Below are 25,084 nucleotides of genomic sequence, written 5' to 3' on the forward strand. Positions count from 1 at the left end.
TTCACAAAACGACAATGCCGGAATGTTTGGCCTTGTGCTCCGGCTCGACATGAATGGTGATATGGGCGCCGGGAACGTCTTCTGTGATGGCTTCTTCAATCCGGTCGCAGATGGCATGGGCAGCATCGACGGACATGGAGCCGGGCACCACGAGGTGGAAATCGATAAAGGTGGACTTTCCGGCGATCCGGGTCCTGAGGTCATGGGCTTCCAGCGCGCCTTCACCCTGTTCGGAAATCTGCAGCCGGATTTTTTCCAGGACTTCGGCTGAAGCGGCCTCGTCCATCAGGCCGCCGATGGACTCCTTGACCAGCTGCCAGCCGGACCACAGCACCGTCAGGCCGACCAGAACGGCCAGGGCGGGATCGAGGATCGTCCATCCTGTTGCAAGCGCCAGCACCACGCCGGTCAGCACCCCGGCGGAGCTGAACACATCCGTCAGCAGGTGTTTGCCATCCGCTACCAGAGCCGGGGAGCGGGTGCGCCGTCCGGTTGTCATCAGGTGACGCGCCCAGGCGCCGTTGATCAGCGCCGCCAGCAGGTTCAGGCCAATGCCAAGCGGTGACAGCACCGGGCTGTCGCCTTTGGTAAAGCCCGCCCAGGCCGCTATGAAAATGGAGACAGCTGCCAGAACGATCATAACTCCCACCAGAACGGCCGCGAAATATTCCGCCTTGTCATGTCCGTAGGGGTGGTTGCTGTCCGCCGGTTTGGAGGCAAACCAGATGGCGGCCAGGGCGGCCAGGGAGGAGGCGATGTTGACGGTGGTTTCCAGCGCGTCTGACAGAAGCGCAACGGAATCGGTCAGAAAATAGGCGCTGGTTTTCAGTCCGAGAACAGCCAGGCCGACAAAGATGCTGATGATGGCAACCTGAAGCCTGATCCTGCCATCCATGTCCTTCCCCTGACCTGTTGAAAGAGCCGGGCAAGGGGTATCAGTTTTTCAAAAGGTTACAAGCCGTCGGACACGGTAATCCTGAAGATTCTCGGAGTGCCGAAATGGCCTGGAACGTCAAAGCGCTTTTATCTGATGGATCTGAACCTTGGTGGGGCTCAGGATCCGTTGCGCCTGTCCATCACCGCGGCGCCGATGATCCGGCCGGGGCCGTCCTGGTCCTCGATCTGGACGAGAACCGCGCAGCGGGCGTCGCCCTTTAGCATGAGTTTGGACTTGGGCATGCGGAAGGTTTCCGTGCCGCCCTCCCACACACCAATGGGCTGAAGCCGCTGGACCACGTTGACATAGTGGATCTTGCGGCCCGCATTCTCGCCCCGGCCGATATCGACCGTGGCCTCATCCTTGATGCGCATGAAATAGACCGTGGCCATCTTGGTGCCCGTTGGCAATATGCCGTCCACTTTTGCCTGGACAACCCGGTCGGTGATCTTCAAATCGACCTGTGCGGTAAAAGGCTGGGTGCGCGCGAGCGCAGCACGCAGATCCTGCTCCCGGCTGCCGATCACATGTTCCTCGCCGTTGATGACCATTTGCGGCGTATAGACGGAGCGGTCGCCGCGCTGGGCCGCATAGGCACGCTGGCGCTGGGAATTGGCCGGGCTGGCAAGCGTGTCCTTCCAGCCGAGATAGTCCCAGTAGTCAACGGGCAGCAGGATGGTCAGGAGATCCTTTTCCTCCGTGCTGAGCCGTTCGGCGAGGCGGTCTGCTGGCGGACAGGACGAACAGCCCTGGCTGGTGAACAGTTCCACCACTTTTTGAGGCTGGGCCGCAGCAAGAGGCACCAGGGCAAAAACCCCGGCCAGACTGGCGGCGGCGAAGAGCATTGTCCGTAAGGCCCGCAAAGGCTTCCGGGGAGCAAGACACACCATTTGGAACGAATCCTATTCTTGTTTCCCCGTAAAATATGCAACCGGGCCTTCAATCGCGAGTCACGAGCGGGTGACTTTGAGGGCTATCATCAGGAATTCGCGGAATTGTGTTTGAAAGGCGCAGGTCCGTTACCGGTTCCGTGCAATGATCCTGGCCAGTTCGGGCAGGAATTGGTCCCGGTAGGCGACCGGGGTCAGCGGGCCGATGAATTTGTAGCGGATGATGCCCTCAGCATCGATCACGAACGTCTCGGGAACCCCGTAGACACCCCAGTCGATGGCGGTCCGGCCCGCCGGGTCGGCACCGATCAGATCGTAGGGATTGCCCAGACTGCCCAAAAACCGCCGGGCATTTTCCGGCTTGTCCTTGTAGTTGATGCCCAAAAGCTGAATGCCGTCAACCTTGGCCAGATCTTCCAGCAAGGGGTGTTCCTGCCGACAGGGCACGCACCAGGAGGCAAAGACATTCACGACAGAGACTTTTCCAAGCAGATCGCTTTTGGCGAATCCCTGGACCCCGGCCCCGTTCCGGGTGAGGCCCGGAACGGCCGTCAGGGCAAAATCCGGGGCGGGTTTGTTGATCAGGGCGGAGGGGATGGTCTGGGGATCATTGCCCAGGGTCAGTTGAAACAGAAACAGACCGGCCAGCGCGGCAAAGACGATCAGCGGCAGCAGCACCAGTACCGGCAGAGGACGTTTTTCCGCCGTAGAGGCTGTGTCCGTGTGCGGCGGTATGGTCTCCGATATGGTCTCCGGGGGGGCGTCCTGAGGAGGGGTGTCGTGCGGGCCGTGTCTGTCCATGTCTGTCATGTGTCTGTGGGCCGGGCACGGGAAATGCCCTGCTCGGCCAGGTCCTTCAGAGCGCGCTCCTGCTGGGCTTTGTCAATCCGGACCCACAGGATCAGCCCGAGCACCGTCAAAAGGCAGAGGATATAGGAGGCCAGGATAAAACCGGTATGGGGTCCAAAATCCATGTGCTCACTCCGCAGCCTGGGGTGCCGCCGAGGCGGGGCCGGAAACAGATTGTTCTGCGGCCCGCCTGCGCAGGGTACGCACCCGGCGGCGCAGGATTTCATTGCGCATCGCCATCAGGTGCAGGACCACAAAGAGCAGGGTAAAGGCGGTGGCCATGACCAGAAGCGGCCACAGGAGGGTCGGGTGAATCGTTGGCCCGTCCAGCCGGACAACGCTTGCAGGCTGGTGCAGTGTGTTCCACCAGTCGACCGAAAACTTGATGACGGGCAGATTGAGAGCGCCGACAAGGGTGAGCACCGCAGCGGCCTTGCCTGCCTTGATCGGGTCATCCATCGTCCGCCACAGGGTCATCAGGCCGAGATACATGAGGAACAGCACCAGAACCGAGGTCAGGCGCGCATCCCAGACCCAATAGGTGCCCCACATGGGTTTGCCCCACAAGGATCCCGTGACCAGAGCCATGAAGGTGAAGGCCGCGCCGATCGGCGCGGCGCTTTTGGCGGAGACATCGGCCAGAGGGTGTTTCCACACAAGCGTGCCGATGGAGGACAGGGTCATGACCGAATAGCACATCATGCAGAGCCATGCGGCCGGCGCATGAATGAACATGATGCGCACCGTGTTGCCCTGCTGGTAGTCTTGGGGAGCTGTGAAAAAGGCCATATAAAGCCCGGCGGCGAAGGTCAGCACACACAGGCCCGTCAGCCAGGGCAGGACAGCCTGCACCAGTCTCAAAAAGCGGGTCGGATTTGCATATTCCCAAAATGCCATAGCGTCTTATTTACGTCACTCTCCCTGCAACTTCAATGGAAGAGGCTTTGCTGCGGCGCATTGCGTTTGGTCAAACGTGCCGACGCTTTTCGGGGACGACCGTCCAAGGGGGCTGATCGATAGCGAAATTCCGCTATGAATGAGGCGCTGGTCTTTCAGGGCAGCGCGCGCAGCAGCGGCGCTGCAAACCCTGCGCTTGCCAGATAGCGCAAATGTGATGGGTTGAGGCCCCGCCCCACTCCTGACAGGGCGCGGAGGCTGTCCCGCCGTTCCCGCCCTCCGGTCCTGTCTCAATCGGCGGAAAACCGCAGGGCTGCTGCGGAGGCGACCGGCCCGACCACGGTGGAGATCAGTGTCAGGGCGCACAGGATCAGGAACGGCGTCATGAAGGGCACGGGGTCGTGAATGGCCGCGTCTGCCGCGCTGACGCCGAAGATCAGGACCGGAATGGCCAGCGGCACGACCAGCACGGCCAGCAGCAGGCCTCCCCGGCGCAGGGAGACTGTCAGGGCTGCGCCGATGGCGCCAATCAGCGTCAGGGCAGGCGTTCCGGCCAGCAGGGTCAGGGTGACGGCGCCCATGGACACCGGGTCGAGATTGAGAAAGAGGCCCAGAAGCGGGGCAGCGGCAACCAGAGGCAGGCCCGTTGCGACCCAATGGGCCAGGCATTTGATCAGCACCACCAGCTCAAGCGGCCGGCCGGCCATCAGCATCAGATCCAGAGTGCCATCCTCCCTGTCCGCCTGAAACAGCCGGTCCAGTCCGAGCAGGCTGGCCAGAAGGGCACCGATCCACAGGATGGCCGGTCCGATCCGTGCCAGCAGATTGAGATCCGGTCCGACGCCGAAGGGAATGACGGTCACGACCGCCAGAAAGAACAGCACACCGACCAGGGCACTGCCGCCAATGCGCACGGCAAGGCGCAAGTCGCGCCGGAACAGCGCCAAGGCCCAGCCAGGGGTCATGGCAGATCCTCCGCACTAACTGCCCGGTTCTGATTGGCTGCGGCCAGATGGAGCACCCTGGCCGGGGAGAGGGGAAGATCGGTATGGGTTGCGGTCACGATCAGTCCGCCATCGGCAAGATGCGCTGACATAAGGCCAAGCAGGAGCTGTTCGGACGCCTTGTCGAGGGCGGAGGTGGGTTCATCCATCAGCCAGAGCGGGCGCGGGGTCACCAGCAGACGGGCCAGCGAAAGCCGCCGCCTTTGCCCGGCAGACAGATAGGCGGCGGGCAAATGGGCGGTGTGACCGATGCCGAGCCTGTTGAGGGTGGCCAGAGGGGGGGTGGTGTCGCCCGTAAACAGTTCACCCTGGCTGGGCGCTGTGAAGCTTTGCCAGAAGCTCAGGTTCTCCAGAACGGACAGCGCCGGTTTGACCGCGTCCTGATGGCCGAAATAGTGGGCGTGCTCGTGCATTGGCTTACCGGCGTCGCAGCCGTCCAGGTGCAAGGTTCCGCCGGTCAGCGGCACCAGTCCGGCCAGGGTGCGCAGGAGCGAGGATTTGCCGATGCCATTGGCGCCGGTCACGATCAGCGCCGTTGCCTGGTCCAGCGTAAAGGACAGATCCTGAAACACCCGGCGTCCGCCCCGGTCAATGGATAGGTTTTCGGCTATGAGTTTCAGAACAGCGCTCCGCGTGAGGCAACCACATGTCTTGTTAGGTTTTCAGGCAGGTAGCATGCAAGCAAATTCGCTTGCCTTAATCGGTATCAAATCCGGAAACAATTGGGGGCGGTGTTTACGGAAACCGGATTGAGGTCCTGGAGAAACGGCCCCAAAGCTCAAGACCTGGTCACTCGAAAACGGCTTCCATCTGGTCAAGCCCGCCGCCTTCCTTGATCTCGCGCAGGCGCAGATAGAGGAGCGTGGTCACAACGACCATAAACCCGATCATCAGTGCCAATATACTGATACTGGTAACAACCTTGATTGCGACGGCCGCTCCAAACGAGAATTTGGTGACAACCAGTGTCAGCAGCGTCTCCACAACGGACAGTCCGAGTTGCATCAGGATCGTGCTGACAGACGCGACAAAAAGAGCCAAAAGAACCTGGAGCCGATAGCCTTTTGTGAGTTGGATGCTGCGTTTTGCGCTGCCAAACCCGGCCTTTTCGATCACCGCTGCAGCGGGGATCAGACAGCAGGCAGCCACAAACCAAAGATAAAGCGCTGCGATGGCGGGGATGGTTAGAACTGCGAACAGCTGCGAAATGCTGATCAAGGCGGCCATGGCGATCTGAGCCAGCGCCAGGACACAGCAAGCGGCGACCCCTGTCAGAAAGATACTGGGTGTTGCCTTTAAAGCTGGCGCCAGCTGCCGCCAGAAAGGTTCTGAGCTTTGCCGTTTGATGTTGGCAGTCATTTTGGAAATGCAGGCTGCGGAAAGCGAAAGGGCGAGGCCAATGCCAAGAAGCACGACAATAAGAGCCGGCAAATACCCGAAATTGCTGAGAGAGGGGGCTGAAAGGCCTATTTTACTGAAACTGGACGACAGCATGTAGTAGGGAAGGATGGCCAGCGAGAGCGGGATGGCGCAGACAGGAATGACTTTGAAGGCGTTCCTGATGAGAAGTGAAAAGCTCTCATTGACCAGCGTTCCAACTCCGAGATGGTCTTTTGGGGAAACGACCGGTGCCGCTGCAGGTTGACCCGCGTCACTGGGGGTTTCCATATCGGAAGAGGCGATATCCGCAGTCGTGTCCGTTGGTTGTTGCACGTTGAAAAAACCTGTTTGCTTTGAGGCTCGTGGGGGAGGGGTCGTTTTGGATCCGATGCCGGGCCCGGAGAGCCGCCGCGCAGGAACGCGGCGGCCGGGGAGCGCATACCCCCTTTTTCGCAGAGATCGGGATATGCACGTTCTGTTTGTATTTACATCTACGCGGTTTCAGCAAAAGCCAGAACCGGTTTTGCTGCGCAGGTTTGGGGAGCGTCAGTCGAACACGGCTGCGATCTGGTCGACATTGACGCCTTCCTTGATCTCGCGCAGGCGGGCATAGATCAGGGCAAGCAGCACACTGGTATAGCCTGCGCCCAGTGCGGAAATTCCGGTGAACAGAATGACCCCGATCACAAGCCCAAGAGTGCCGATAGACGCGATGAGCCCGACCACAAAGAAGGCGGCGAGCGAGAGGATCATGGAGAGAATGGCGGCCAGGATCAGCGCTCCGACAATCGGCCAGCGGTATTCTTTGGTCAGTTCACGGCTGCGGATCATGGCCCCGAACCCGGCCCGCTCAATCACCGCAACCGGGGCGAAGACAGAGAAAACGGCATAGATCCAGATGCCGGGAACAATGAACAACGCGAGGCCGATGCCGGAGAGAATGGTCAGGATGATACTCATCACCGTCAGGGGGACGACAACGCTGAGGGCCGGGCCGACATAGCGGCCAATCTGAATCGGACGGGCCAGTTTGGCGTCATAGGCCAGTTGTACCAGCAGCGCGGTCGTGATGGCATAGACAACCATGCTGACCACGATGGACAGGAGACTCGCAAAGATGCTGGCAGCTCCTGGGTTTTGAGGCGTTTCCAGGCCAAGCGCCGCATTGAAGCCGATCAGGAGACCGGAAATCAGAAATCCGATCAGGGTCGGGAAAAAGCCGATCAGAATGACCTGGATAAACTTGCCGAACAGGATGGAAAAGCTGTCACTGATGAGGGTGCCGACGCCAAGCGGGGCTTTGGGCTGGTCTAGCGCTATATCTGCCAAGGGATAGTCCTCCTTAAAAAGTGCAAAAATGGACTTCTATCAAACGAGATCCGTATTCACTCAAAACAAAAAGCCGGACGGCGATGTCTGCTGCAAAAAAACGCTGCGGAAGCATTGCCGTCCGGTTTGGTGCGTATCAGTCGAAAACGGCCGCAATCTGGCCGACACTGACACCTTCCTTGATTTCGCGCAGGCGGGCATAGATCAATGCCACCAGAATGCTGCCAAGGCCGGCGCCGATTGTAGAAATGGCTGCAGACAGGATGATGTCCAGGATCAAGCTTCCGAAAATGGCGGAGATGATGCCGGTCAGGAATTCGGCGACAATATTGATCAAGATGGAAATGATCATCAGCAGCACAATCGCGCCGACAATGGGCCAGCGGTATTCCTTGGTCAGTTCGCGGCTGCGGCTCATGGCCTTGAACCCGGCATTTTCGATAATCACTGCAGGCGCCACAACGGCAAACACCGCATAGACCCAGAGGCCGGGGATGACGAGGGCGATCAGGCCAAGCATGAAGAGAATGCCGACCACAAGCCCGAGCACGACAAGCGGGACGAGCGCGGCCATGGCGGGACCGAAATACCGCCCCAGTTGAATGGGCCGCCCCAGCTTGGCGTCATAGGCCAGCTGGATCAGGAGCGCTGTCGTGATCCCGTAGACAACAATGGAAATAAGGATTGTCAGTAAGACCGCAAAGCCGAAACCGGCCCCTGGAGCGCTGAGGTCCGGGGCGCTGGTGCCAAGAACGACGCTGAAGCCGAGCAAGGCCCCGGACAGGATCAGGCCGACCAGGCTGGGGCCGAAGGCGATCAGAAAGATCTGCGGAAATTTGCCGAACAGGATGGAAAAGCTCTCGCCAACGAGTGAACCAATTCCGAGCGGCGCTTTGGGCGGGCGGGCGGACATATCGGTCATGGGGTGGGTCCTTTGCAGAAAAGTCACTGGTATTAAGAGAATGGAAAAGGCTTTGGTTTTGAGGAGGACGGGTTTTCAGAGAGGGGGCGGCAAGGTCTGGTCACGAAACTCATGAGCCGTTCCCTTCCGTTGCATAATGTTTGTTCTGGCGCCGGTCACCGAAGAGCTGACGCTGTTCCAGGTGTTCGCGCTGGGCCTTGTAGAAGGCCTGAAGGAATTTCAACCGGTCAGCGGGGGGGACCGGTTGGGCATAGCCGATTTTCTTGCGGATCTTCTCCACAATGGCAGCGATGGTCTGGGCGCGCTGGGCGGCGCTGTCGCCACCGGGTGCGCTGCTTTGGGCCCGTAGCAGGGTTTCAAGCGTCTGCAGCTCGAATGCGCCGTAATGGTCCAGCTGGTGGGACAGGAACACGAATTCCTTGCGGTTCGTGTCCAGCACCCTGGCCTCGCTGGCCAGATCCTTCAGCAGGACCGGAACAGGCAGGTGGATGACATGGGTTCCCGCCATCATGTCGCCAAGGCGACGCTTGTAGCGATCGAATGCGGGGATCAGGAGGCAGGTCAGGATCCAGCCGAAGGCCAGAAGAGAGGCAACCGGAGAGTCGGCATCCAGCATCAGGACAAGGGTGCCAGGCAGGAAGACTTCCGCCTCCTTCATCATATTGCGCAGAACCAGCGCATGGGTCGTCAGCGGTCCGCCGTCATGGGAGACAACCTTGATCTTCATGATCCGCTTGCCGAGGGTCTGGCCGTTCCACAGCAGTTCGGTGAGAATGTAATAGGGAACGCGGATGGCGAAAAACAACAGCGCACCGATGGCGGTGATCGTGTGGGGGCCCGTGATGCCGACAAAGGCGAGCACGACCATGAAGCTGCCAAAGGCGAGAACCGTCAGGACAATATCCAGGGTCTGGGCGCCAAGCCGGACCCCGACCCCGGCAATCTGCATGGTCAGGGGCACGCCCTCCGGGGGCATCAGCTGATCCCGGGGCGGCTTGTTTTGTCCGGGGGTCTTTTTGCGCAGCTTCAGGATCATCTGTGCTCCCGCCCGCCAAACACAAACCAGGTCAGCCACAACAGACCAATGCCCCAGCCGATGATGAAGCGCATCGAAATGTCCTGAACCAGCTGACGGCCGAAGCCTTCCAGAAAGGCGGCAACCAGCAGCATCAACGCGGCCACAAGCGCCAGTTTGAGCGCATCCCGGCCCGCATGGCGCAGGGCCGCAATCCGGGAGGACTCTCCGGGAAAGAGCAGCGCTGTTCCCAGTTGCACCCCGCCTGCACACGCAATGCAGATGGCCGACAGTTCCGTCACGCCGTGGATGGACAGCCAGCCGGCAATGTCCGGGCCAAGGCCCCGGTCCACATGAAGGGCCAGGAACGCCCCCAGCATCAGGCCGTTGTAAAAGGTCAGCAGGAGGGCGGGGAAGCAGGCAAAGACCCCAAGGCCGAACACAAAGATCGCAATGCGGGTGTTGTGGGAAAAGAGGTAGGAGGCAAAGGCGCCAAGGCCCGAGGAATCCGGGTCTTCATCATAGATCACGGCCCTGAGGGCTTCGGCCGTTGCATCCGGGCCGCGCCCGCCAGCCAGTTCCGACGGCATGAACACGTAGTACCAGTCCTGGCTTTCGAAATAGAGCAAATAGCCGGCCAGCACCCCGAGTGCCATGGTCAGAAAACCGACCAGAAGGAAAGGCCAGGACCGGCGCATGGCCTGGGGCGCGCTGCGGGTGAAGAATTTTTGGAACAGGCCGCCCAGACGCTCCTGGGGGGCGTAGACACACAGATAGGCGCGGGCGGTCAGGGCTTCCAGATAGCCGAGCAGGGCCTTGTCGAGGGAAATTTCGCGGGCGATGGCCAGGGACGTGGTCGCCTGCCGGTAGAGCGAGGCAAGATCCCGGGCCTGGGCATAGTCCATATGCTGCAGCCCCATGCGTTCAGCGGCAAGAACCAGCCGCTCCAACCGTTGCCAGTCCGCCTCCCGCTCTTTCCGGAACCGCGCGGAGCGCATGAGATCCTGATTGTTCATCAAATCATCTCCCGCGCCTTGATATCCAGATAGGCTGAAATAAGCCGGGCGGTGACCGTGTTGGGTTTGGCATCGACAATGGTGACCCCCAGGCGGGCCAGCCGTTCGAGCACAAGGCGGCGCTCGTGGATCGACTGGTTGGCCGCCACCAGCATTGCCGCCCCTTCCAGATCATCCGGCGCGGTTTCAACCATGGCCTCCAGATCGGGATCGCGGATCGCCACGAAGATCAGCAAATGGCGCTTGGCCAGAATACCGATATTCTCGATCAGGAGTTCGGCCGATGTGGTGTCGATGAAATCGGTGAAGACGATGATCAGGCTGCGCTTGGGCGTGCGCGCATTCAGCTCGGTCAACGCCAGGGTGTGGTTGGTTTCGCGGCTCACATAGGACAGCTCCGCCGTCCAGTTGCGCAAGCGGGCAAAGGCGGTCCGCCCGGGCGCGGGCGCTGAAAAGGTGCGCGGGCGCACATCATAGGAATAATAGCCGACCAGATCCCCGCCGACAGCGGCCGCCCAGGCGGTGGCAAGGGCTGCGGTCACCGCATGGTCGATCTTCGGCAGGCCGCCGATTTCCTCGCGCATCAGGTAGCCGTTGTCGAGCGCGATGATCACATGATGGTTGCGCTCGGCCCGCAGCTCCTTGGCCACCAGCGAGCGGCGCCGGGCGGAGCGTTTCCAGTCGATCGACTTGATGTCCATTCCCGGAATGAAGTCGCGGAGCTGATGAAATTCCGAGCCCTCCCCAAGCGCCCGGTTGTCCTTGACCCCGTAAAGGGTCGACAGCACCGTGGTGGTGATCTCGCCGGACTGGATCTGACGGATGTTGGGAATGACCCGCAAGGTGGCCCCCAGCTTCAGCCGGGGAACAAATTCCAGCAGGCCGAAGCGGGACCCCCAGAACAGCCACAGATGGTCCAGCGGCCACAGACCGCGACGGACCGCGCGCACGGGCACAGTCGCGGCGGCAGAGCCGCCCGGCCCGGTCTGAAACGGAATGATCCGGCCGCCGCTGAGGCCGTCGGGCCAGTCAAGCTTGGCCTGCAGCGCCTGCGGTGCGTGGTCCAGGCGCAGCTGGAGCTGGGTGGTTTCGCCGACAAAGATGTCCGGTGGCGCCTCGAATGACAGGTTTTGCGGACGCTTCAAGGACGTGGCCATGTCGAAGGCCACGGCCAGCCCAAGCAGCAGCCAGGGCAGCAGTGCCAGGTCGCGCAGGGCCGTACTCGCCAGGATCAGAAACAGCGAGATCAACAGGGCGCCCGTTCCCAGCGCGAGCAGTCTTTTGGAGGGCCGGATCAGCGGGGGGCCTCAATCTGGTTGAGAATGTTGTCCAGGACCTGATCGGAGCTGCGGCCTTCAATTTCGGCCGCCGGGCCCAGTACGATCCGGTGGCGCAGCGCGGGGATGAAAAGCCGTTTGACATCGTCGGGAATCGCGAAGTCGCGCCCGTTGAGGGCTGCGGCGGCCCGTGTGGCGCTGACCAGCGCGTCGGCCGCCCGGGTGGACGCACCAAAGGCGATTTCCGGGTTCTCCCGGGTCGCGCGTACCAAACGCAGGATATAGGCGAGAATGTCGTCCTTCAGGATGATGCCGTCGATCAGCGCTCTGGTTTCCGAAAGGGCTGCCGCGTCCAGCACCTTGGACAGGCCAGAGGTTTCGCTGCCCGCTTCCAGCGGCTGGGCGGCGTGCTGGCGCAGGATGGCCATCTCGGTCGCCTCTGGGGGGAAGTCGATCATGAGCTTGAACAGGAACCGGTCGAGCTGGGCTTCGGGCAGGGGATAGGTGCCCTGCTGCTCAATCGGGTTCTGTGTGGCCACCACGATGAAATCGGAGCCCAGCGAGTGGTCCGTGCCGTCAATGCTGACCATACGCTCGTTCATGGCTTGCAGCAGGGCGGCCTGGGTCTTGGGTGGGGCCCGGTTGATCTCGTCGGCCAGGAGCACCTGGGAAAAGACCGGGCCCTTGGTCAGCACGAAGGCGTTGGTTCTGAAATCGAAAATGGAGGTTCCCAGAACATCGCCGGGCATCAGGTCCGGGGTGAACTGGATACGGCCGAACTCAAGGTCGAGCGCGGCGGAGAAGCTGCGCGCCAGCAAGGTCTTTGCGGTGCCCGGAGGGCCTTCCAGCAGGATATGGCCACGGGCGAACAGGGCGATCAGCAGGAGGTCGATGATGTTCTCCTGACCGAGAACCGTGCGTCCGATCTCGGCTCTCAGGGCATCCGTCCGTTGGCGGAGGACTTCAAGCGTCATGGGTGATTTGCTCCAAAACCTGTTCGAATTCGTCAATAAGGTGAATGGCATCCGCAGGTGAAATACGGGCGGGCAGGTCACGCACCTGGTCCAGTACAGCACGAAGCCTCGGGGCTTCAGCCGGATATTGCCGTTCCGCATAGCCCAGGAACGTGTCCTGCCGGGCATGGGCCGGGCCGAAATGAGCGGCGGCGGCCGCGGCAATCCGCGCTGCCACATAGTCGCGCACCAGCGCGCCGTCCTGACCTGTCAGGCGCATCAGCCGCGCCCGGGCGGCCACCGCAAGCGCCTTGCTGGCCCCCTGGCCGGTGCGCTCACGGAGAACGGGGCCGTAGCGCAGCGCGGCCCGCCACATAAACAGGATCAGAAGCAGGCCGGCGCCGAGCCACAGGATCAGGAAGGGGGGGGCGAAAAAGCGAGCAAGGTCTGACCAGGTGCGCTCACGTTCCGGTTCGGAGCGCGGATCGCGCAGCCAGGAACTGCGGCTGTAATCGATCACGATGTTGCCCTCGTCCTTCCGTTCAGAGAGAAAGCCAAGGGCGATCCGGGCATTGTCGCCAAGGCGCAAGCCGTGATTGTTTATCAGATCCGGGTCTGACAGGATCAGCACACGGTTGCGGCCGCCGTCTTCCTGTTCATCTTTCCCGATCTTGAGCGGGCAGTCCGCCAGGATCATGGCGGAGGGGCTTCCGATCAAGGGGGTACAGTCCGCGTTCTTGAAGGTCTGCGGACTGTAGATCTCAGCCGTCAGGTTGCGGCCCTGCGGGTCTTTAAAACGGAAGGGGGTGAACGGGCTTGCGGACTGGGTCAGCTCCGGTGTGCCTCTGGTCAGGGCGGCAAGGGTTTGTTCGACCCGTTTGGCCTCAAGTAACAAAACCGGATGCGCCCGGCCGGTGAGGCGCATGCCGCTTCGCCATTTGGGCAGCACGAGCAGGGTCGGGACTTTATGTGCCTTGAGCCGGATCTGGACCGGATCAAGGTCATATTCGTCCTGCTGCTCCAGCAAGGCTTCCTTTGTGGTGGGGCGCTCGCGTGCGATGCCAAGCGCCGTATCATAAATTGGCAGGATCAGAAGATCGACCGATGTTTCGTCAATCGGCCAGCCGCCGGCAAAATTGTAACTGTTGACCCCATTGGCGGTGAGCCAAACCTGCAATCCATCCAGACCGGCTGCCGAACTGCGCAGGCTCTGCTGGCGCTGGGACAGCACATACCAAAGCCCCAGAAGCGCGATCACACAGATCGCGGCAATGGCCACCACCTCAAGACGCGGGCCGCCGGCGCGTGGGCTGGTGTCGGTCTGGCTCATGCGGTGCCGGCCGAAAGCAGTTGCTGACAGGAGGAGACATGGGCGCTGAACTCGTCCTCGGACACGTCCCGGTCGCCGAACTGCACCCGCTCGCTGGTCAGGACGAGGCTGCGCAACAGGGACTGCTGTGCGGGCTGAAGCGGAATGTGGCCAATCGTGTCGCGCGCGGTCCAGCTGCGCTGCATCAAAACGCCGTGGCCGGTGGCAAGCGTTGCCAGCAGTTTCTGGGTCAGGAGCACCAGGGCGCGGCGCCGGTCCTCAATCTTCATGATGTCCTGAAAGGAGCCCAGCTTTTCCGCCCAGGCCGGGGGAGCCCCCTTCATGTGCCGCCGCTGCCGGTCCGGGTTGGCCGCGTCCCGGTCCAGGGAAATGGCAATGTCGCCGCCAAAGCGCAGGATCACATAGACAATCCCGGCCAGGAAAAGACCAGCGATGAGACCCACGGTCCAGCGGGACATGGTGACCCTCTCCGGGCTTGTCTCGTCCTGCTTTTCTGTTTCGGGTTGTTGCTGTGTGTCCAGCGCGGGCGCGGGTCCGTCAGGGTCGTAATAGCTCACGTCTGTGGAGATCCCGCGCAGGCGGACTGCGTTCAGATAAGCCTTCCCGGCGTCGCCGATCTCGACAGGGTCTTGTGCCGGGGTTTGGGCGCTGGCTTGAAATGCTGAGGCGGCAAGGCCGAAGACAAACGCAATAATCAAAAAAAGACGCATGATGCATTTGATACCGAGTGCGGATTAAAGGCACCATAACCTGCCGGTTACCAGAAGGGTAGGTAGCTTTGCCGATCTTTTTACGGCGGGCGAGGACTGTGAGTTTTTTGCCGCACACGCGGTTCTGGAAATATTGGGACATACCTTATACCAAGCGCGGGCAGATGGGTCAGGATCAGCTGCGCTTGGTATGAATCCAGAAGGATCTGGATTTTGTATACTTTTGTATGCAAAATAAAGAGGCGCTTCAACAATCACCGGTCAACTCCTTGCAGCAGGAGGCTGTCAGCCCCATTTTCTGGGGGCTGGTGCAGGTGTTCTAAAGACCGGGCCTGAGTATTCTGATGGGGCGGCAAAGCGGCGTGACCTCAAGGATGAGCTGTGACTGTCTGGCGCGCCGGCACAAAACAAAGGCCCGAAACGGGCCGATCCAAAAAAGCCCTGAAACGGGCCAGAGCTCCCAAGGCGGAGCGACCAGAGATTGTGACAGGCCGCCGGCCGGAGACGGCGCGGAGGCCACGGACCCTTAAGGAGATCGCACGCCGTGACCCAGTCCCTTGATAGCTTCAAATCCAAAAAGACCCTGCAGGTCGGGGGAAAAACCTACACTTACTTTTCCATTCCCGAGGCCGAAAAGAACGGCCTCGACGGGGTTTCCAGACTGCCATTCTCGCTGAAAGTGGTGCTTGAAAACCTGCTGCGCTTTGAAGACGGGCGCACGGTGACCAGGGAAGACATTCTTGCCTGTGCCCAATGGCTGACAACCCGCACGTCCTCCCACGAAATATCCTACCGCCCTGCCCGGGTCCTGATGCAGGATTTTACCGGTGTTCCGGCGGTGGTGGATCTGGCGGCAATGCGCGATGCCGCCGTCAAGCTGGGCGGGGATCCGGAAAAGGTCAATCCGCAGGTGCCGGTTGATCTGGTGATCGACCATTCGGTGATGATCGACTATTTCGGCACGCAGGATGCCTTCAAGAAGAATGTGGATCTGGAATATGAGCGCAACCGGGAACGGTACGAGTTCCTGCGCTGGGGTCAGTCCGCCTTTGACAATTTCCGCGCGGTCCCGCCCGGCACCGGCATCTGCCATCAGGTCAATCTGGAATATCTGGCCCAGACGGTCTGGACCCGGGAGGAGGGCGGCGAGACCATTGCCTATCCGGATACGCTGGTTGGCACGGATTCCCATACCACGATGGTCAACGGTCTGGCGGTTCTGGGCTGGGGTGTCGGCGGCATCGAAGCGGAGGCGGCCATGCTTGGCCAGCCGATTTCCATGCTGATCCCGGAAGTGATCGGCTTCAGGCTGACCGGCAAGCTGAATGACGGCATCACCGCCACCGACCTGGTGCTGCGGGTGGTCGAAATGCTGCGCCAGAAGGGCGTTGTCGGCAAATTTGTCGAATTCTATGGCCCGGGCCTCGATAATCTGTCGCTCGAAGATGCAGCCACTATTGCCAATATGGCTCCGGAATACGGAGCAACCTGCGGCTTCTTCCCGGTGGACAGCGATACGCTCAAATATTTGGAAGCGACCGGCCGCGACAAGGAACGGGTGGCTCTGGTGGAAAGCTATGCCCGGGCCCAGGGCATGTTCCGCTCCGGCGGCGAGGAGCCGGACTTCACCGATACGCTGGAACTGGATATTTCCACGGTTGTTCCCTCCATCTCCGGCCCGAAACGCCCGCAGGACCGGATCAATCTGGCCGATGCGGCCGAAGGCTTTGCCACAACCATGGCCGAGGAGTTCAAGAAGGCCGATGCGCTGACAACGCGCGTTCCGGTGCCGGGCAAGGATCATGAGCTGGGCAATGGCGATGTGGTGATTGCGGCCATCACCTCCTGCACCAACACCTCCAACCCCTCGGTTCTGATCGGGGCCGGGCTGGTGGCTCGCAATGCATTGAAAAAAGGTCTCAAGGTCAAACCCTGGGTCAAGACATCGCTGGCGCCGGGCTCCCAGGTGGTGACCGACTATCTGGCCAAGGCCGGCGTGCAGGTGGATCTGGACGCACTCGGCTTCACCCTGGCCGGCTATGGCTGCACCACCTGTATCGGCAATTCCGGTCCGCTCGATCCGGCCTACTCGCAGGTGATCACCGACCATGACCTGATCGCCTGTTCGGTCCTGTCGGGCAACCGCAATTTCGAAGGCCGGGTCAATCCGGATGTGCGTGCCAATTATCTGGCATCACCGCCCCTGGTGGTGGCCTATGCCATTGCGGGCAGCATGAACATCAACATCACCAAAGACCCGCTGGGCGAAGATCAGGACGGCAATCCGGTCTATCTGAAGGATATCTGGCCAACGGCGGAGGAAATCACCAGTCTGATCCGGGCGTCCATTACCGAGGAGATGTTCCGCGAACGCTATGGCGACGTCTTTAAAGGAGATGCGCAATGGCAGGCGATCAAGGTGGAAGGCGGCCTGACTTATGGCTGGCCGGTCTCCTCGACCTATGTGCAGAACCCTCCCTATTTCGAGGGCATGACCATGGAGCCCAAACCGCTGGAAGATATCAACGGCGCAGCGGTCATGGGGCTCTTTCTGGACAGCATTACCACCGACCACATTTCCCCGGCGGGTGCCATAAAAGCGGAAAGCCCGGCAGGCCAGTATCTGAGCGAGCATCAGGTGGCCCGCAAGGACTTCAACTCCTTCGGCTCGCGCCGGGGCAATCATGAGGTCATGATGCGCGGTACCTTCGCCAATATCCGCATCAAGAACCAGATGGTGCCCGGCGTTGAAGGCGGGGTAACCATGAAGAATGGCAAGAAGGAGTGGATCTACGACGCCTGTATGGAATACAAGGCCGCCGGCACGCCGCTGGTTGTCTTTGCAGGCAAGGAATACGGCACCGGCTCGTCACGGGACTGGGCCGCCAAGGGCACCAAGCTGCTCGGTGTGCGTGCCGTCATCGCACAGTCGTTTGAGCGCATTCACCGCTCCAACCTGGTGGGCATGGGCGTCTTGCCGCTCACCTTCAAGGAAGGGGAGAGCTGGCAGTCCCATGGCATTCGAGGCACGGAGCGGGTCACCATCACCGGCGTCGCCGATATCAAGCCGCGCCAGATGATGGATGTGGAGGTCACCTATGAGGACGGCACCACGAAAACCATCGAATGCCTGTGCCGTGTCGATACGGAGGACGAACTGGAATACATCAAGGCAGGCGGCATCCTGCACTACGTGCTCCGCAATCTTGTGGCGGGCTGATCCGGCTTGATCTTTGTTGGAGTTTGAGTTGTGCGGGCCCTTCGGGGCCCGTTGTGGTTTGTTGATTTTTCAAAGTTTTTTCTAGATTTGACGAACTATAAAATCCGTAAATCAGAATTTACGACGCCTTAATATTTTAATACATAAGTGATTTACGGAAAGAAACGATGCCTGGAAGATGTAATGACTGTTAGTTTTACCGATGAATCAGGAATTTTGTTTGTTTCTGTTTTGCTTTTAATTTTAATCATATTTACTTTCATATTCTGGTTGCTTTTGTCTGGTCTGCGCGAATTCTTGATGGGCCGCCGCCGCAGGCGGCAGGCAGCGGAGTTGTTTGTCGGGACCGACCGGGTGCAGGCGGTGCTCGCCCAAAGTGAATTCCGGGCCTTGAAACGGCTCCGGCGGGCCGGAGGCGCTGTCGCCGGTCAGGCTGGACGGGCCCGACAGGCTTACGCCCAGCCTGTGCCGGACGTCCCTTCTCTGCCCGAGCCGCACTTCGATTGTGGTACCGGGGTGCGGATTTCGGGAGGCGCGGCTGCGCTGGCCGAACCGATCCAGGTGGTGGAAACCGTCTCGGCGGTGCTTCGGCGGCAGGTGCCGATCCGGTCCGATGAATCGCCGCGTTCCTGGTTCGGCGGCCTGCCGATGATGCCGGAAACCGTGCCCTGGCCCCGGGCCACCATGCCGGACCAGCTGCACAAGGGAGATGTGCCCTTGCATTTTCTGGCGCAGCTCTGCTGCTCCGATCTTCCCGAGGACTTGTGGGGCGGGCTTGGGCCGCGCGATGGCTGGCTGCTGTTTTTCGTCAATCCCAGAACCTGCGCACTCGATGGCAACGGCAATGGCTGCCGGGTCATTCACACAAGGACCCTTGGCGTGGAACGCCAGCCGCCGGAAGATCTCGGGCCGGTGCATGACGGGGTCTGCGCGGGGTCTGACTATGGCTATCTGCAGGGAACCGGCGACGTGCCGGCCCTATGGCGCCGCTGGCCGCTGGATCTGGTGATGGTGCCCAATGCCATTCCGGATCCGAAGGGACTGAAAGTGACGCCTGAGGGGTTTGCCAGCACGCTTTATGCCCGGCTGGACGTGTCGGACGACCAACACCCGCCCGCACCTGGCCCTTTCACCGAGCGCATGGCGCTGGCCGTGCTGTCGTTCATCTCTGCGCGGCTGGCCAAACATCCGCTGAAGCCTGATCTCCCAGAAACGGTTGTGGAGGGCCTGCGCGATTCAGAGGCTTTTGCAAGGCTTGTGCCGGACCTTCCCGCGCAGGAGCAGGCCATTGCGGATCTGCGCCTGTCTCTGGAGCAAGCGGACAGGGCGGAGCGGGCAGACGATCAGGAGCGCCTGCGGCATATGGAGGGGCGGCTCGACAGTCAGAAGCGGCTGGCTGCGCTTCTGGAGCGCTATCCGTCTGCCGAGGCCCTGCGCACCTATTGCGAGGACGCGGCCAGGGCCAATGACATCTGGCGCCAGAACGCCTTGCGCGATCTGCGAGACATGCGAGCTCAGTTCAACAAGGACGCGCTGGACACTCCGTTGACCCCGGCAGAGTGGCGGGGCATTCAGGACTATCTGAAATACACGCGGACCAGCCAGTTCAACTTTCTGGATTTTGGGGAATTCAGCAGCATCCGGCAGCGCTTTGCAGCCGATGAGGATCAGATCTCCCTTTGGAGCCTTTATGATGTCAATCATCTGCGGCTTTGGGAGTATGTTGCCGACTACTACACCGATCCGGAGCGGCGGCACCTCGTGCCGGAAGACGTTCTGGCGCAGTTCCTGCCTTGCTGGCGGCATCTTTACGACAACCGGGCGCACCGGTCCGGCGGGGCCTTTGATGCCTTGCAGTCCGCCCCTCAGACCGGCCCAACCTCCCATGTGACACTGTTGCATGTTGCCAGCGACACGGCCATGAACTGGCTTTGGGGCGATGCGGGCATCCTCTATGTCACGATTTCCGCCCAGGATCTGGCGGATGGGGCTTTTGAACATGCAGCAGCGGTCATGGAATGCTACTGATCCAGCCGCCCATTTTGAGGCTTGCGGCTGGACTCGGCGCTGAGATTTGCTGCGTCAGAGCATGGACTTGGCGGTTTCCGCGGGGCTCATTTTCTTAGCCGAATAAAAATACAACCAGAAAATGCAATCTGACGTGTGGACTTTTTTCCTTCCTCTCCCGGTTTAAATTTGAGAGACTTTTGGCATTGATTTCAGGTGCTTTTCTTGCTTTGGGCAAGATGCATCTTTTTATTGTTTGTTTTTACAGTGGGAGTTCTCAATATGTCTTTGAACTATACAGGTCTTCGCCGTATTAAAAACAAGGCCGAGGCCAAGCGCTGTGCCGAGCGGCTGCTGGCGATCCGCAAGAGATTGAAACCGCTGCGCGATCGCAAGCGGGATGAGACGCTGCTTCTGGCAACCTGGAACATTCGCGATTTCGATTCCAACAAATTCAAATGGGGGCCCCGGCTCCCGGAAACGTTCTACTATCTTGCCGAGATGATTTCCCATTTCGATCTGGTGGCGCTGCAGGAGGTCAACCGGGATCTGGAACCGCTGCGCACGCTGATGGATATTCTGGGCCGGGAATGGGACTATATCGTCACCGATGCCACCGAGGGACCGGGCGGCAACAATGAGCGCATGGCCTATCTCTACAACACGGAAAAAGTCTGGTTCCGGAAGATCGCCGGTGAAGTCGTTCTGCCGGGTGGCCAGCTGGTGGTGAGCGAGAAGACCAAGAAGAACGAAGATGGCAGTGTCGAGACGGTGAGCGTGAAAAATCAGCTGGCCCGAACGCCGTTTCTGGTGGCGTTCCAGTCCGGCTGGTTCAAGTTCAGCCTGTGCACCGTGCATATCTATTTCGGCAGCGAATCCGGCGCCAAACTGAAGCGGCGCATTGAGGAAATCAAGCGGCTGGTGAAGTTCTTTGCCGACCGGCAGGACAAGGACAACAGGCAGACCCGGGACACGCTCGGCAATGTGGAAAATTACATTCTGCTGGGCGACTTCAACGTGGTCAGTCCGGAACACAAGACCATGGAAGCGTTGAAAAGCAATGACTTTGTGGTTCCCGAACAGATCGACGGCGACAAGGTCCGCACCGAGGATGATCACTATTACGATCAGATCGCCACTCGGGTGAAGGATGACCGGTTCAAGGTGACGGCCGGTGGCATGATCGACATGTTCGAGGATGTGTTCACCGATACGGCGGAAGACCGGAAGCTCTACAGCAAATATGTGCCCAAAAAGGACAAGGAGAAAAATCCGAAATTCGCCGCTACCACGTCGCAAGCCCGCTACCGGAAATGGCGCACCTGGCAAATGTCGGATCATCCGCCGCTGTGGATCGAGATCGAGACGGATTTTTCCGAGCATTACCTGAAAGACATCATTGGCGGGTGAGCGCTATTTCAGCAGTGTCTTTGCCTTAATGCGGCCAGCGTCCGTCTCTACAGTCCGCCGATTGTTGCGGGAGCAAGAGGCAAACAGGACGGGTTTATGTGGGAATTTGAGTTGAGCCGCGCCATTGGGCTGATGGTGCGGACCCATCCTTATTTGATTTTCAGAGCGTTGATTTATGGCGGTTTCGCCGTGGCCTATGTGGTTGTCACCGGCCTGGGAGCCGGGATTGGCTACGGGATCGGCTGGCTGGGCGGTCCAGATAGCCAGGCCAGTTTTGCAGTCTGGGGTGGGGTTGCCGGGCTTGGTCTCACCTCCACCGTGATTTATTTCCTGCGCGAATACCTGCTTTACACGGTTAAGGCCGGGCATATTGCCGTGCTCGTTGAGCTGCTGAAGGGCAAGGATTTGCCTGGTGGCCAAGGACAGATTGTCTATGGCGCCTCGGTGGTGAAGGAGCGGTTTGTCCAGTCCAGCGCTCTGTTTGCGCTGGACCAGTTGATCAAGGGCGTGGTGCGGGCTATCAGCGGATTGATCGAGGGCATTGCCTCCCTCCTGCCCATTCCCGGGCTGAATGGCCTGGCGTCGCTGCTGCGGGCCTTCTTGAAGGTGGCCGTTGGCTTCGTGGATGAGGTTATTCTGGCGCACGCGATCCGGACCCGTTCAGACAATGCCTGGGCGTCGGCCCGCGAGGCCCTTGTGCTTTATGGCCAGAACTACAAGGTCATGCTGAAAAACGCGGCCTTTATCGCGCTCCTGACCTATTTCCTGGCCTTTGTGGTGTTTTTCGTGATGCTGGTCCCGGCCGCCGGTCTTGCCTATGTCATGCCCGGCTCCTGGGGGGCGGGCGGTCTCGTCTTTGCCGTCATCTTTGCCTGGGCGGTCAAGGCGGCAGTGCTTGAGCCGCTGGCGGTCACGCTGATGATGCAGGTGTTCTTCAAGGTCACTGCCGGTCAGAGGCCGAGCCCCGACTGGGATCAGCACTTGTCGGGCCTGTCCGGAAAGTTTCAGGAAATCAAAGACAAGGCGCTTGCCGGAGACCGGACAAGCGGTCCCGGCCCGGCGCCCGCCCCGGCCGCCTGAGCTGACGCAGGACTTCGCCGCCCGGGCCTTTGGTCCGGGACGGCAGCGAGTCTTGAAAGCGGGTGTCTTTCAGCCGCGCCCGCGATAGGGGGCTACGCCCTGGTCCGGGATCCAGACGTCCTCCGGGGCCGGGCCGGTCTGATAGAAGACATCGATGGGAATGCCGCCGCGCGGATACCAGTAGCCGCCAATCCTGAGCCATTCCGGGTCCAAAAGATCCACGAGGCGCTTGCCGATGGAGACTGTGCAGTCTTCATGAAAGGCGCCGTGATTGCGGAAGGCGCCGAGAAAGAGCTTCAGCGACTTGCTCTCCACCAGAAACGCCCTTGGCACATAGTCGATCACCAGATGGGCAAAATCGGGCGCGCTTGTGATCGGGCACAGCGAGGTGAATTCCGGGGCAACGAACCGGACCATGTAGAGCGTGCCGGCTTGCGGGTTCGGCACCTTTTCCAGAACCGCCTTGTCCGGATCATCCGGCAGGTCTGTGGAGGACCCGAGCTGGGTCAGGTTTTCATAAATGCTCTTGTCGGACATGGGTGTCTCCCGGACGGGCCTTATGGTGAGGTTGGAACATGATGATATTTCTGGCGTCGTGTATCTGCCTGCCGGGGAAACGGGCACTGTTGCCCCTGCTTCGCAGCCCCCGGAACGTCTTTGCTGCGTCAGCCTTCCTGGCCCGGCGCGGTCCCGCACCTGGTGCAGGGCCTCTGCTCTCCAAAGCCCCACCCCCAACCTGCGGCAGGTCCCGGCTCAAAGGCCGGAACAGCCTGAAGAGAGTTGGCTGTCTGCATGTCTCAGCTGCCATTGCTGCTGCCGCATCCTCCTCAAGAGGAGGGAGTATGAGCGGCAGCTCCCTCACTCTCTTACACTCCGCGCAGATTGCCCCATAACAGCGTGTGCAACTGGGGCAGGACGGTGGCCGAATAGAGCCGGTCGGACGTGACCTTGTCGACCAGCCAGCGCATGCGCTCCAATATGCCGCCCATGTCGATGGCGCCCGTCTCCCCGTTCGGGCAAGGCGGCGTGTGATTGCCGGGCTGCAGATAAAGAGGCAGATCCGGGTAGCGCGCAGCCGTGTCTCTGGCATAGGCATAGTCGGCCTCATCAAAGACCACGATCTTGAGCGCAATCCGGGGGGCGGACCCGGCCGCGTCCACACATTCCGCCAGCTTCTGCCAGTCGGTCTCCATTCCGCTTGAAGGTGGCTTGGGGCTGAGGGTCAGAACATCCAGCGTGTTGAACCAGTCCTTTGCGATGCTGCCCTGGGTTTCCAGGGCAAAGCGGTAGCCTTGTGCGCGGCCAAGGGCGATCAGGCCGCCCAAGGGCTGGATCGCCGGATTGCCGCCGGACAGGGACACCATCAGCGGGGTGCCGCCGGAAAGGATCTCCACCTGCATCAAAATGGCGGCGGGGGTCATGGGGACCCACTCTTCCCTGAACCGGCCGTCCACCGCATGCAGGGTGTCGCACCAGGCGCAGCGGTAATCGCAGCCGCCGGTGCGCACGAAGACGGTCGGCTGGCCGATCAGGGCGCCTTCGCCCTGGATGGTCGGGCCAAAAATCTCGTTGACGCGAATAGTGCTGCCGATCATGGTCGGGCCTCCACGGGAACATAGACCAGCGGCCGGTATTCGGCGCAGGTCTTTGGGGTCTCTTTCACCCGCACGGCCATGGTTTCCGGCCACAGGGCCTTGCACCAGTCGTGCAGGTGGCGGGCAAGCCGCTCGGCGGTTACCCAGTCATCCCCCAGCACGTCGTTCAGATGGCGGTGGTCCAGGGTGCTGTCGATATAGTCTTTCAAGGCCCTTAGTTCGTTGTAGTCGCGCACAAAGCCAACGGCGTTGAGTTCATTGGCGGCAAGCTCCACCTCGACCACATAATTGTGGCCATGGAAGCGCGCGCATGGATGTTCGTCTCCAAGCCCCTTCAATTGGTGGGAGGCGGAAAAGTGAAACTCCTTGGTGATCCTATACATGGCAGGCCGCTTTCCAGAACTCAGGGTCGGCATAGTCGGTCGGGTCGATGCCGCCTGCCAGGTGAAAGGCCTCGCGCCGTTCCACGCATGTGCCGCAGCGCCCGCAATGTTTGTCCCCGCCTTTGTAGCAGGACCAGGTGGTCCGGTAGTCGACGCCAAGCGCGAGCCCTTCGGCGGCAATATCCGCCTTGCTGCGATTGACATAGGGTGTGAACAGGCGGATCTGCGCATAGCCGTCCAGCGCATGGCGCTGCATGGTCTCAAAGCTTTCGGTAAAGGCGGGCCGGCAATCGGGATAGATGAAGTGGTCGCCGCCATGAACGGCCGTCGCCACGGCATCGGCGCCCCGTGCGGCGGCAATGCCATAGGCAATGGTCAGCATGATCGCATTGCGGTTGGGCACCACGGTGATCTTCATGGTGTCTTCGGCATAGTGCCCATCGGGCACATCCACGCTGTCTGTCAGCGCCGAGCCGGTCAGCTGGCGGCCGATCGTGGTGATATCCATCAGGATATGTTCGGTGTTCAGCCTCTCGGCGCAGGCCTTCGCAAAGGCCAGTTCTTTCTTGTGGCGCTGGCCATAGTCAAAAGAGACAAGGCCGACAAGCTGATGGTCTTGCGCCATTTTATGCGCAAGGGTGACGGAATCCATTCCGCCGGAACAGATGACAAGTGCTTTCAACGATGTGGTCCCTTGTTTTCGCTGGCACCGGGTAGGCTGCGACCGGTGGCCCATATCCATGGGCGGCGCGCCTTTTAGCAGGTTTGAGCGAAAAGGAAAGGAAAAAGCTGCGGTTTTCTGCTTCGAGCGGCCGGACCGCGCCGGTCCTTGGCCTCAAGGGGTTGAAAGTCCGGGCACTCCTGTCCTGTTGACACCCGG

At 60.6% G+C, this 25,084-nt stretch carries 24 protein-coding genes; 4 read left to right on the forward strand and 20 right to left on the reverse strand.

Going from position 1 to position 25,084, the window contains the following annotated elements; genetic code table 11:
* Position 1 precedes the first annotated feature (1 nt).
* From ACXAIC_RS08980 to ACXAIC_RS09055, 16 genes are all read right to left on the reverse strand, one after another.
* Positions 2-895, reverse strand: coding sequence for a cation diffusion facilitator family transporter (locus tag ACXAIC_RS08980; RefSeq protein ID WP_475176152.1), 894 nt, complete (start codon positions 893-895; stop codon positions 2-4).
* 158 nt (positions 896-1,053) lie between these two features.
* Positions 1,054-1,782, reverse strand: a complete 729-nt coding sequence (locus ACXAIC_RS08985; protein WP_475176155.1) for a DUF1223 domain-containing protein — start codon at positions 1,780-1,782, stop codon at positions 1,054-1,056.
* 174 nt (positions 1,783-1,956) lie between these two features.
* Positions 1,957-2,628: a DsbE family thiol:disulfide interchange protein gene (locus ACXAIC_RS08990; RefSeq protein ID WP_475176412.1), complete on the reverse strand. Its 672-nt coding sequence runs from the start codon at positions 2,626-2,628 to the stop codon at positions 1,957-1,959.
* A gap of 5 nt (positions 2,629-2,633) precedes the next feature.
* The gene (gene ccmD, locus ACXAIC_RS08995) at positions 2,634-2,801 is read right to left on the reverse strand and encodes a heme exporter protein CcmD (protein ID WP_475176156.1); all 168 of its coding nucleotides are present in this window, start codon (positions 2,799-2,801) and stop codon (positions 2,634-2,636) included.
* A gap of 4 nt (positions 2,802-2,805) precedes the next feature.
* Positions 2,806-3,573, reverse strand: coding sequence for a heme ABC transporter permease (locus ACXAIC_RS09000; RefSeq protein ID WP_475176159.1), 768 nt, complete (start codon positions 3,571-3,573; stop codon positions 2,806-2,808).
* A gap of 290 nt (positions 3,574-3,863) precedes the next feature.
* Positions 3,864-4,538: a heme exporter protein CcmB gene (ccmB, locus tag ACXAIC_RS09005; protein ID WP_475176164.1), complete on the reverse strand. Its 675-nt coding sequence runs from the start codon at positions 4,536-4,538 to the stop codon at positions 3,864-3,866.
* The gene (gene ccmA / locus ACXAIC_RS09010) at positions 4,535-5,197 is read right to left on the reverse strand and encodes a heme ABC exporter ATP-binding protein CcmA (RefSeq protein WP_475176415.1); all 663 of its coding nucleotides are present in this window, start codon (positions 5,195-5,197) and stop codon (positions 4,535-4,537) included. Before ccmA ends, ccmB begins: the two co-directional genes overlap by 4 nt.
* 169 nt (positions 5,198-5,366) lie before the next feature.
* Positions 5,367-6,290 carry a hypothetical protein gene (locus ACXAIC_RS09015; protein ID WP_475176169.1) on the reverse strand — a complete coding sequence of 308 codons (924 nt, stop codon included), beginning with the start codon at positions 6,288-6,290 and terminating at the stop codon, positions 5,367-5,369.
* A gap of 213 nt (positions 6,291-6,503) precedes the next feature.
* Positions 6,504-7,286: a hypothetical protein gene (locus ACXAIC_RS09020; protein WP_475176175.1), complete on the reverse strand. Its 783-nt coding sequence runs from the start codon at positions 7,284-7,286 to the stop codon at positions 6,504-6,506.
* A gap of 136 nt (positions 7,287-7,422) precedes the next feature.
* Entirely contained in the window at positions 7,423-8,208 is a 786-nt protein-coding gene (locus ACXAIC_RS09025; protein ID WP_475176179.1) for a hypothetical protein, read from the reverse strand.
* A 109-nt stretch (positions 8,209-8,317) separates the two neighbouring features.
* Positions 8,318-9,244: an RDD family protein gene (locus tag ACXAIC_RS09030; protein WP_475176184.1), complete on the reverse strand. Its 927-nt coding sequence runs from the start codon at positions 9,242-9,244 to the stop codon at positions 8,318-8,320.
* Positions 9,241-10,239 carry a stage II sporulation protein M gene (locus ACXAIC_RS09035; protein WP_475176190.1) on the reverse strand — a complete coding sequence of 333 codons (999 nt, stop codon included), beginning with the start codon at positions 10,237-10,239 and terminating at the stop codon, positions 9,241-9,243. The genes ACXAIC_RS09030 and ACXAIC_RS09035 overlap by 4 nt, the downstream gene beginning before the upstream one ends.
* Complete coding sequence (locus tag ACXAIC_RS09040) at positions 10,239-11,489, reverse strand: DUF58 domain-containing protein (RefSeq protein ID WP_475176195.1); 1,251 nt, start codon at positions 11,487-11,489, stop codon at positions 10,239-10,241. Before ACXAIC_RS09040 ends, ACXAIC_RS09035 begins: the two co-directional genes overlap by 1 nt.
* Positions 11,490-11,533: 44 nt before the next feature.
* Entirely contained in the window at positions 11,534-12,490 is a 957-nt protein-coding gene (locus ACXAIC_RS09045; RefSeq protein WP_475176198.1) for an AAA family ATPase, read from the reverse strand.
* Complete coding sequence (locus ACXAIC_RS09050; protein WP_475176202.1) at positions 12,480-13,799, reverse strand: hypothetical protein; 1,320 nt, start codon at positions 13,797-13,799, stop codon at positions 12,480-12,482. The genes ACXAIC_RS09045 and ACXAIC_RS09050 overlap by 11 nt, the downstream gene beginning before the upstream one ends.
* A complete protein-coding gene (locus ACXAIC_RS09055; protein ID WP_475176204.1) occupies positions 13,796-14,509 on the reverse strand; it encodes a DUF4129 domain-containing protein in 714 nt (237 codons plus the stop codon). The genes ACXAIC_RS09050 and ACXAIC_RS09055 overlap by 4 nt, the downstream gene beginning before the upstream one ends.
* A gap of 544 nt (positions 14,510-15,053) precedes the next feature.
* Between ACXAIC_RS09055 and acnA the strand changes: the two genes are divergently transcribed.
* The 4 genes from acnA (at position 15,054) to ACXAIC_RS09075 (ending at position 22,226) form a co-directional block, all read left to right on the forward strand.
* The gene (gene acnA / locus ACXAIC_RS09060) at positions 15,054-17,729 is read left to right on the forward strand and encodes an aconitate hydratase AcnA (protein WP_475176207.1); all 2,676 of its coding nucleotides are present in this window, start codon (positions 15,054-15,056) and stop codon (positions 17,727-17,729) included.
* Positions 17,730-18,062: 333 nt separating this feature from the next.
* A complete protein-coding gene (locus tag ACXAIC_RS09065) occupies positions 18,063-19,757 on the forward strand; it encodes a DUF1963 domain-containing protein (protein ID WP_475176212.1) in 1,695 nt (564 codons plus the stop codon).
* A 261-nt stretch (positions 19,758-20,018) separates the two neighbouring features.
* Positions 20,019-21,146, forward strand: coding sequence for an endonuclease/exonuclease/phosphatase family protein (locus tag ACXAIC_RS09070; RefSeq protein ID WP_475176218.1), 1,128 nt, complete (start codon positions 20,019-20,021; stop codon positions 21,144-21,146).
* Between the two features lie 96 nt (positions 21,147-21,242).
* Positions 21,243-22,226 carry a hypothetical protein gene (locus ACXAIC_RS09075; protein WP_475176224.1) on the forward strand — a complete coding sequence of 328 codons (984 nt, stop codon included), beginning with the start codon at positions 21,243-21,245 and terminating at the stop codon, positions 22,224-22,226.
* 69 nt (positions 22,227-22,295) lie between these two features.
* Here the strand turns inward: ACXAIC_RS09075 and queF are convergent, their stop codons facing one another.
* From queF to queC, 4 genes are all read right to left on the reverse strand, one after another.
* A complete protein-coding gene (gene queF, locus ACXAIC_RS09080) occupies positions 22,296-22,763 on the reverse strand; it encodes a preQ(1) synthase (protein WP_475176229.1) in 468 nt (155 codons plus the stop codon).
* 329 nt (positions 22,764-23,092) lie between these two features.
* Positions 23,093-23,821 carry a 7-carboxy-7-deazaguanine synthase QueE gene (gene queE / locus ACXAIC_RS09085; RefSeq protein ID WP_475176236.1) on the reverse strand — a complete coding sequence of 243 codons (729 nt, stop codon included), beginning with the start codon at positions 23,819-23,821 and terminating at the stop codon, positions 23,093-23,095.
* Positions 23,818-24,204, reverse strand: a complete 387-nt coding sequence (locus tag ACXAIC_RS09090) for a 6-pyruvoyl trahydropterin synthase family protein (RefSeq protein WP_475176244.1) — start codon at positions 24,202-24,204, stop codon at positions 23,818-23,820. Before ACXAIC_RS09090 ends, queE begins: the two co-directional genes overlap by 4 nt.
* Positions 24,197-24,886: a 7-cyano-7-deazaguanine synthase QueC gene (gene queC, locus ACXAIC_RS09095; protein ID WP_475176252.1), complete on the reverse strand. Its 690-nt coding sequence runs from the start codon at positions 24,884-24,886 to the stop codon at positions 24,197-24,199. Before queC ends, ACXAIC_RS09090 begins: the two co-directional genes overlap by 8 nt.
* Positions 24,887-25,084: the final 198 nt, after the last annotated feature.

It is taken from the genome of Roseibium sp. AWQ4_254, from assembly GCF_056161025.1.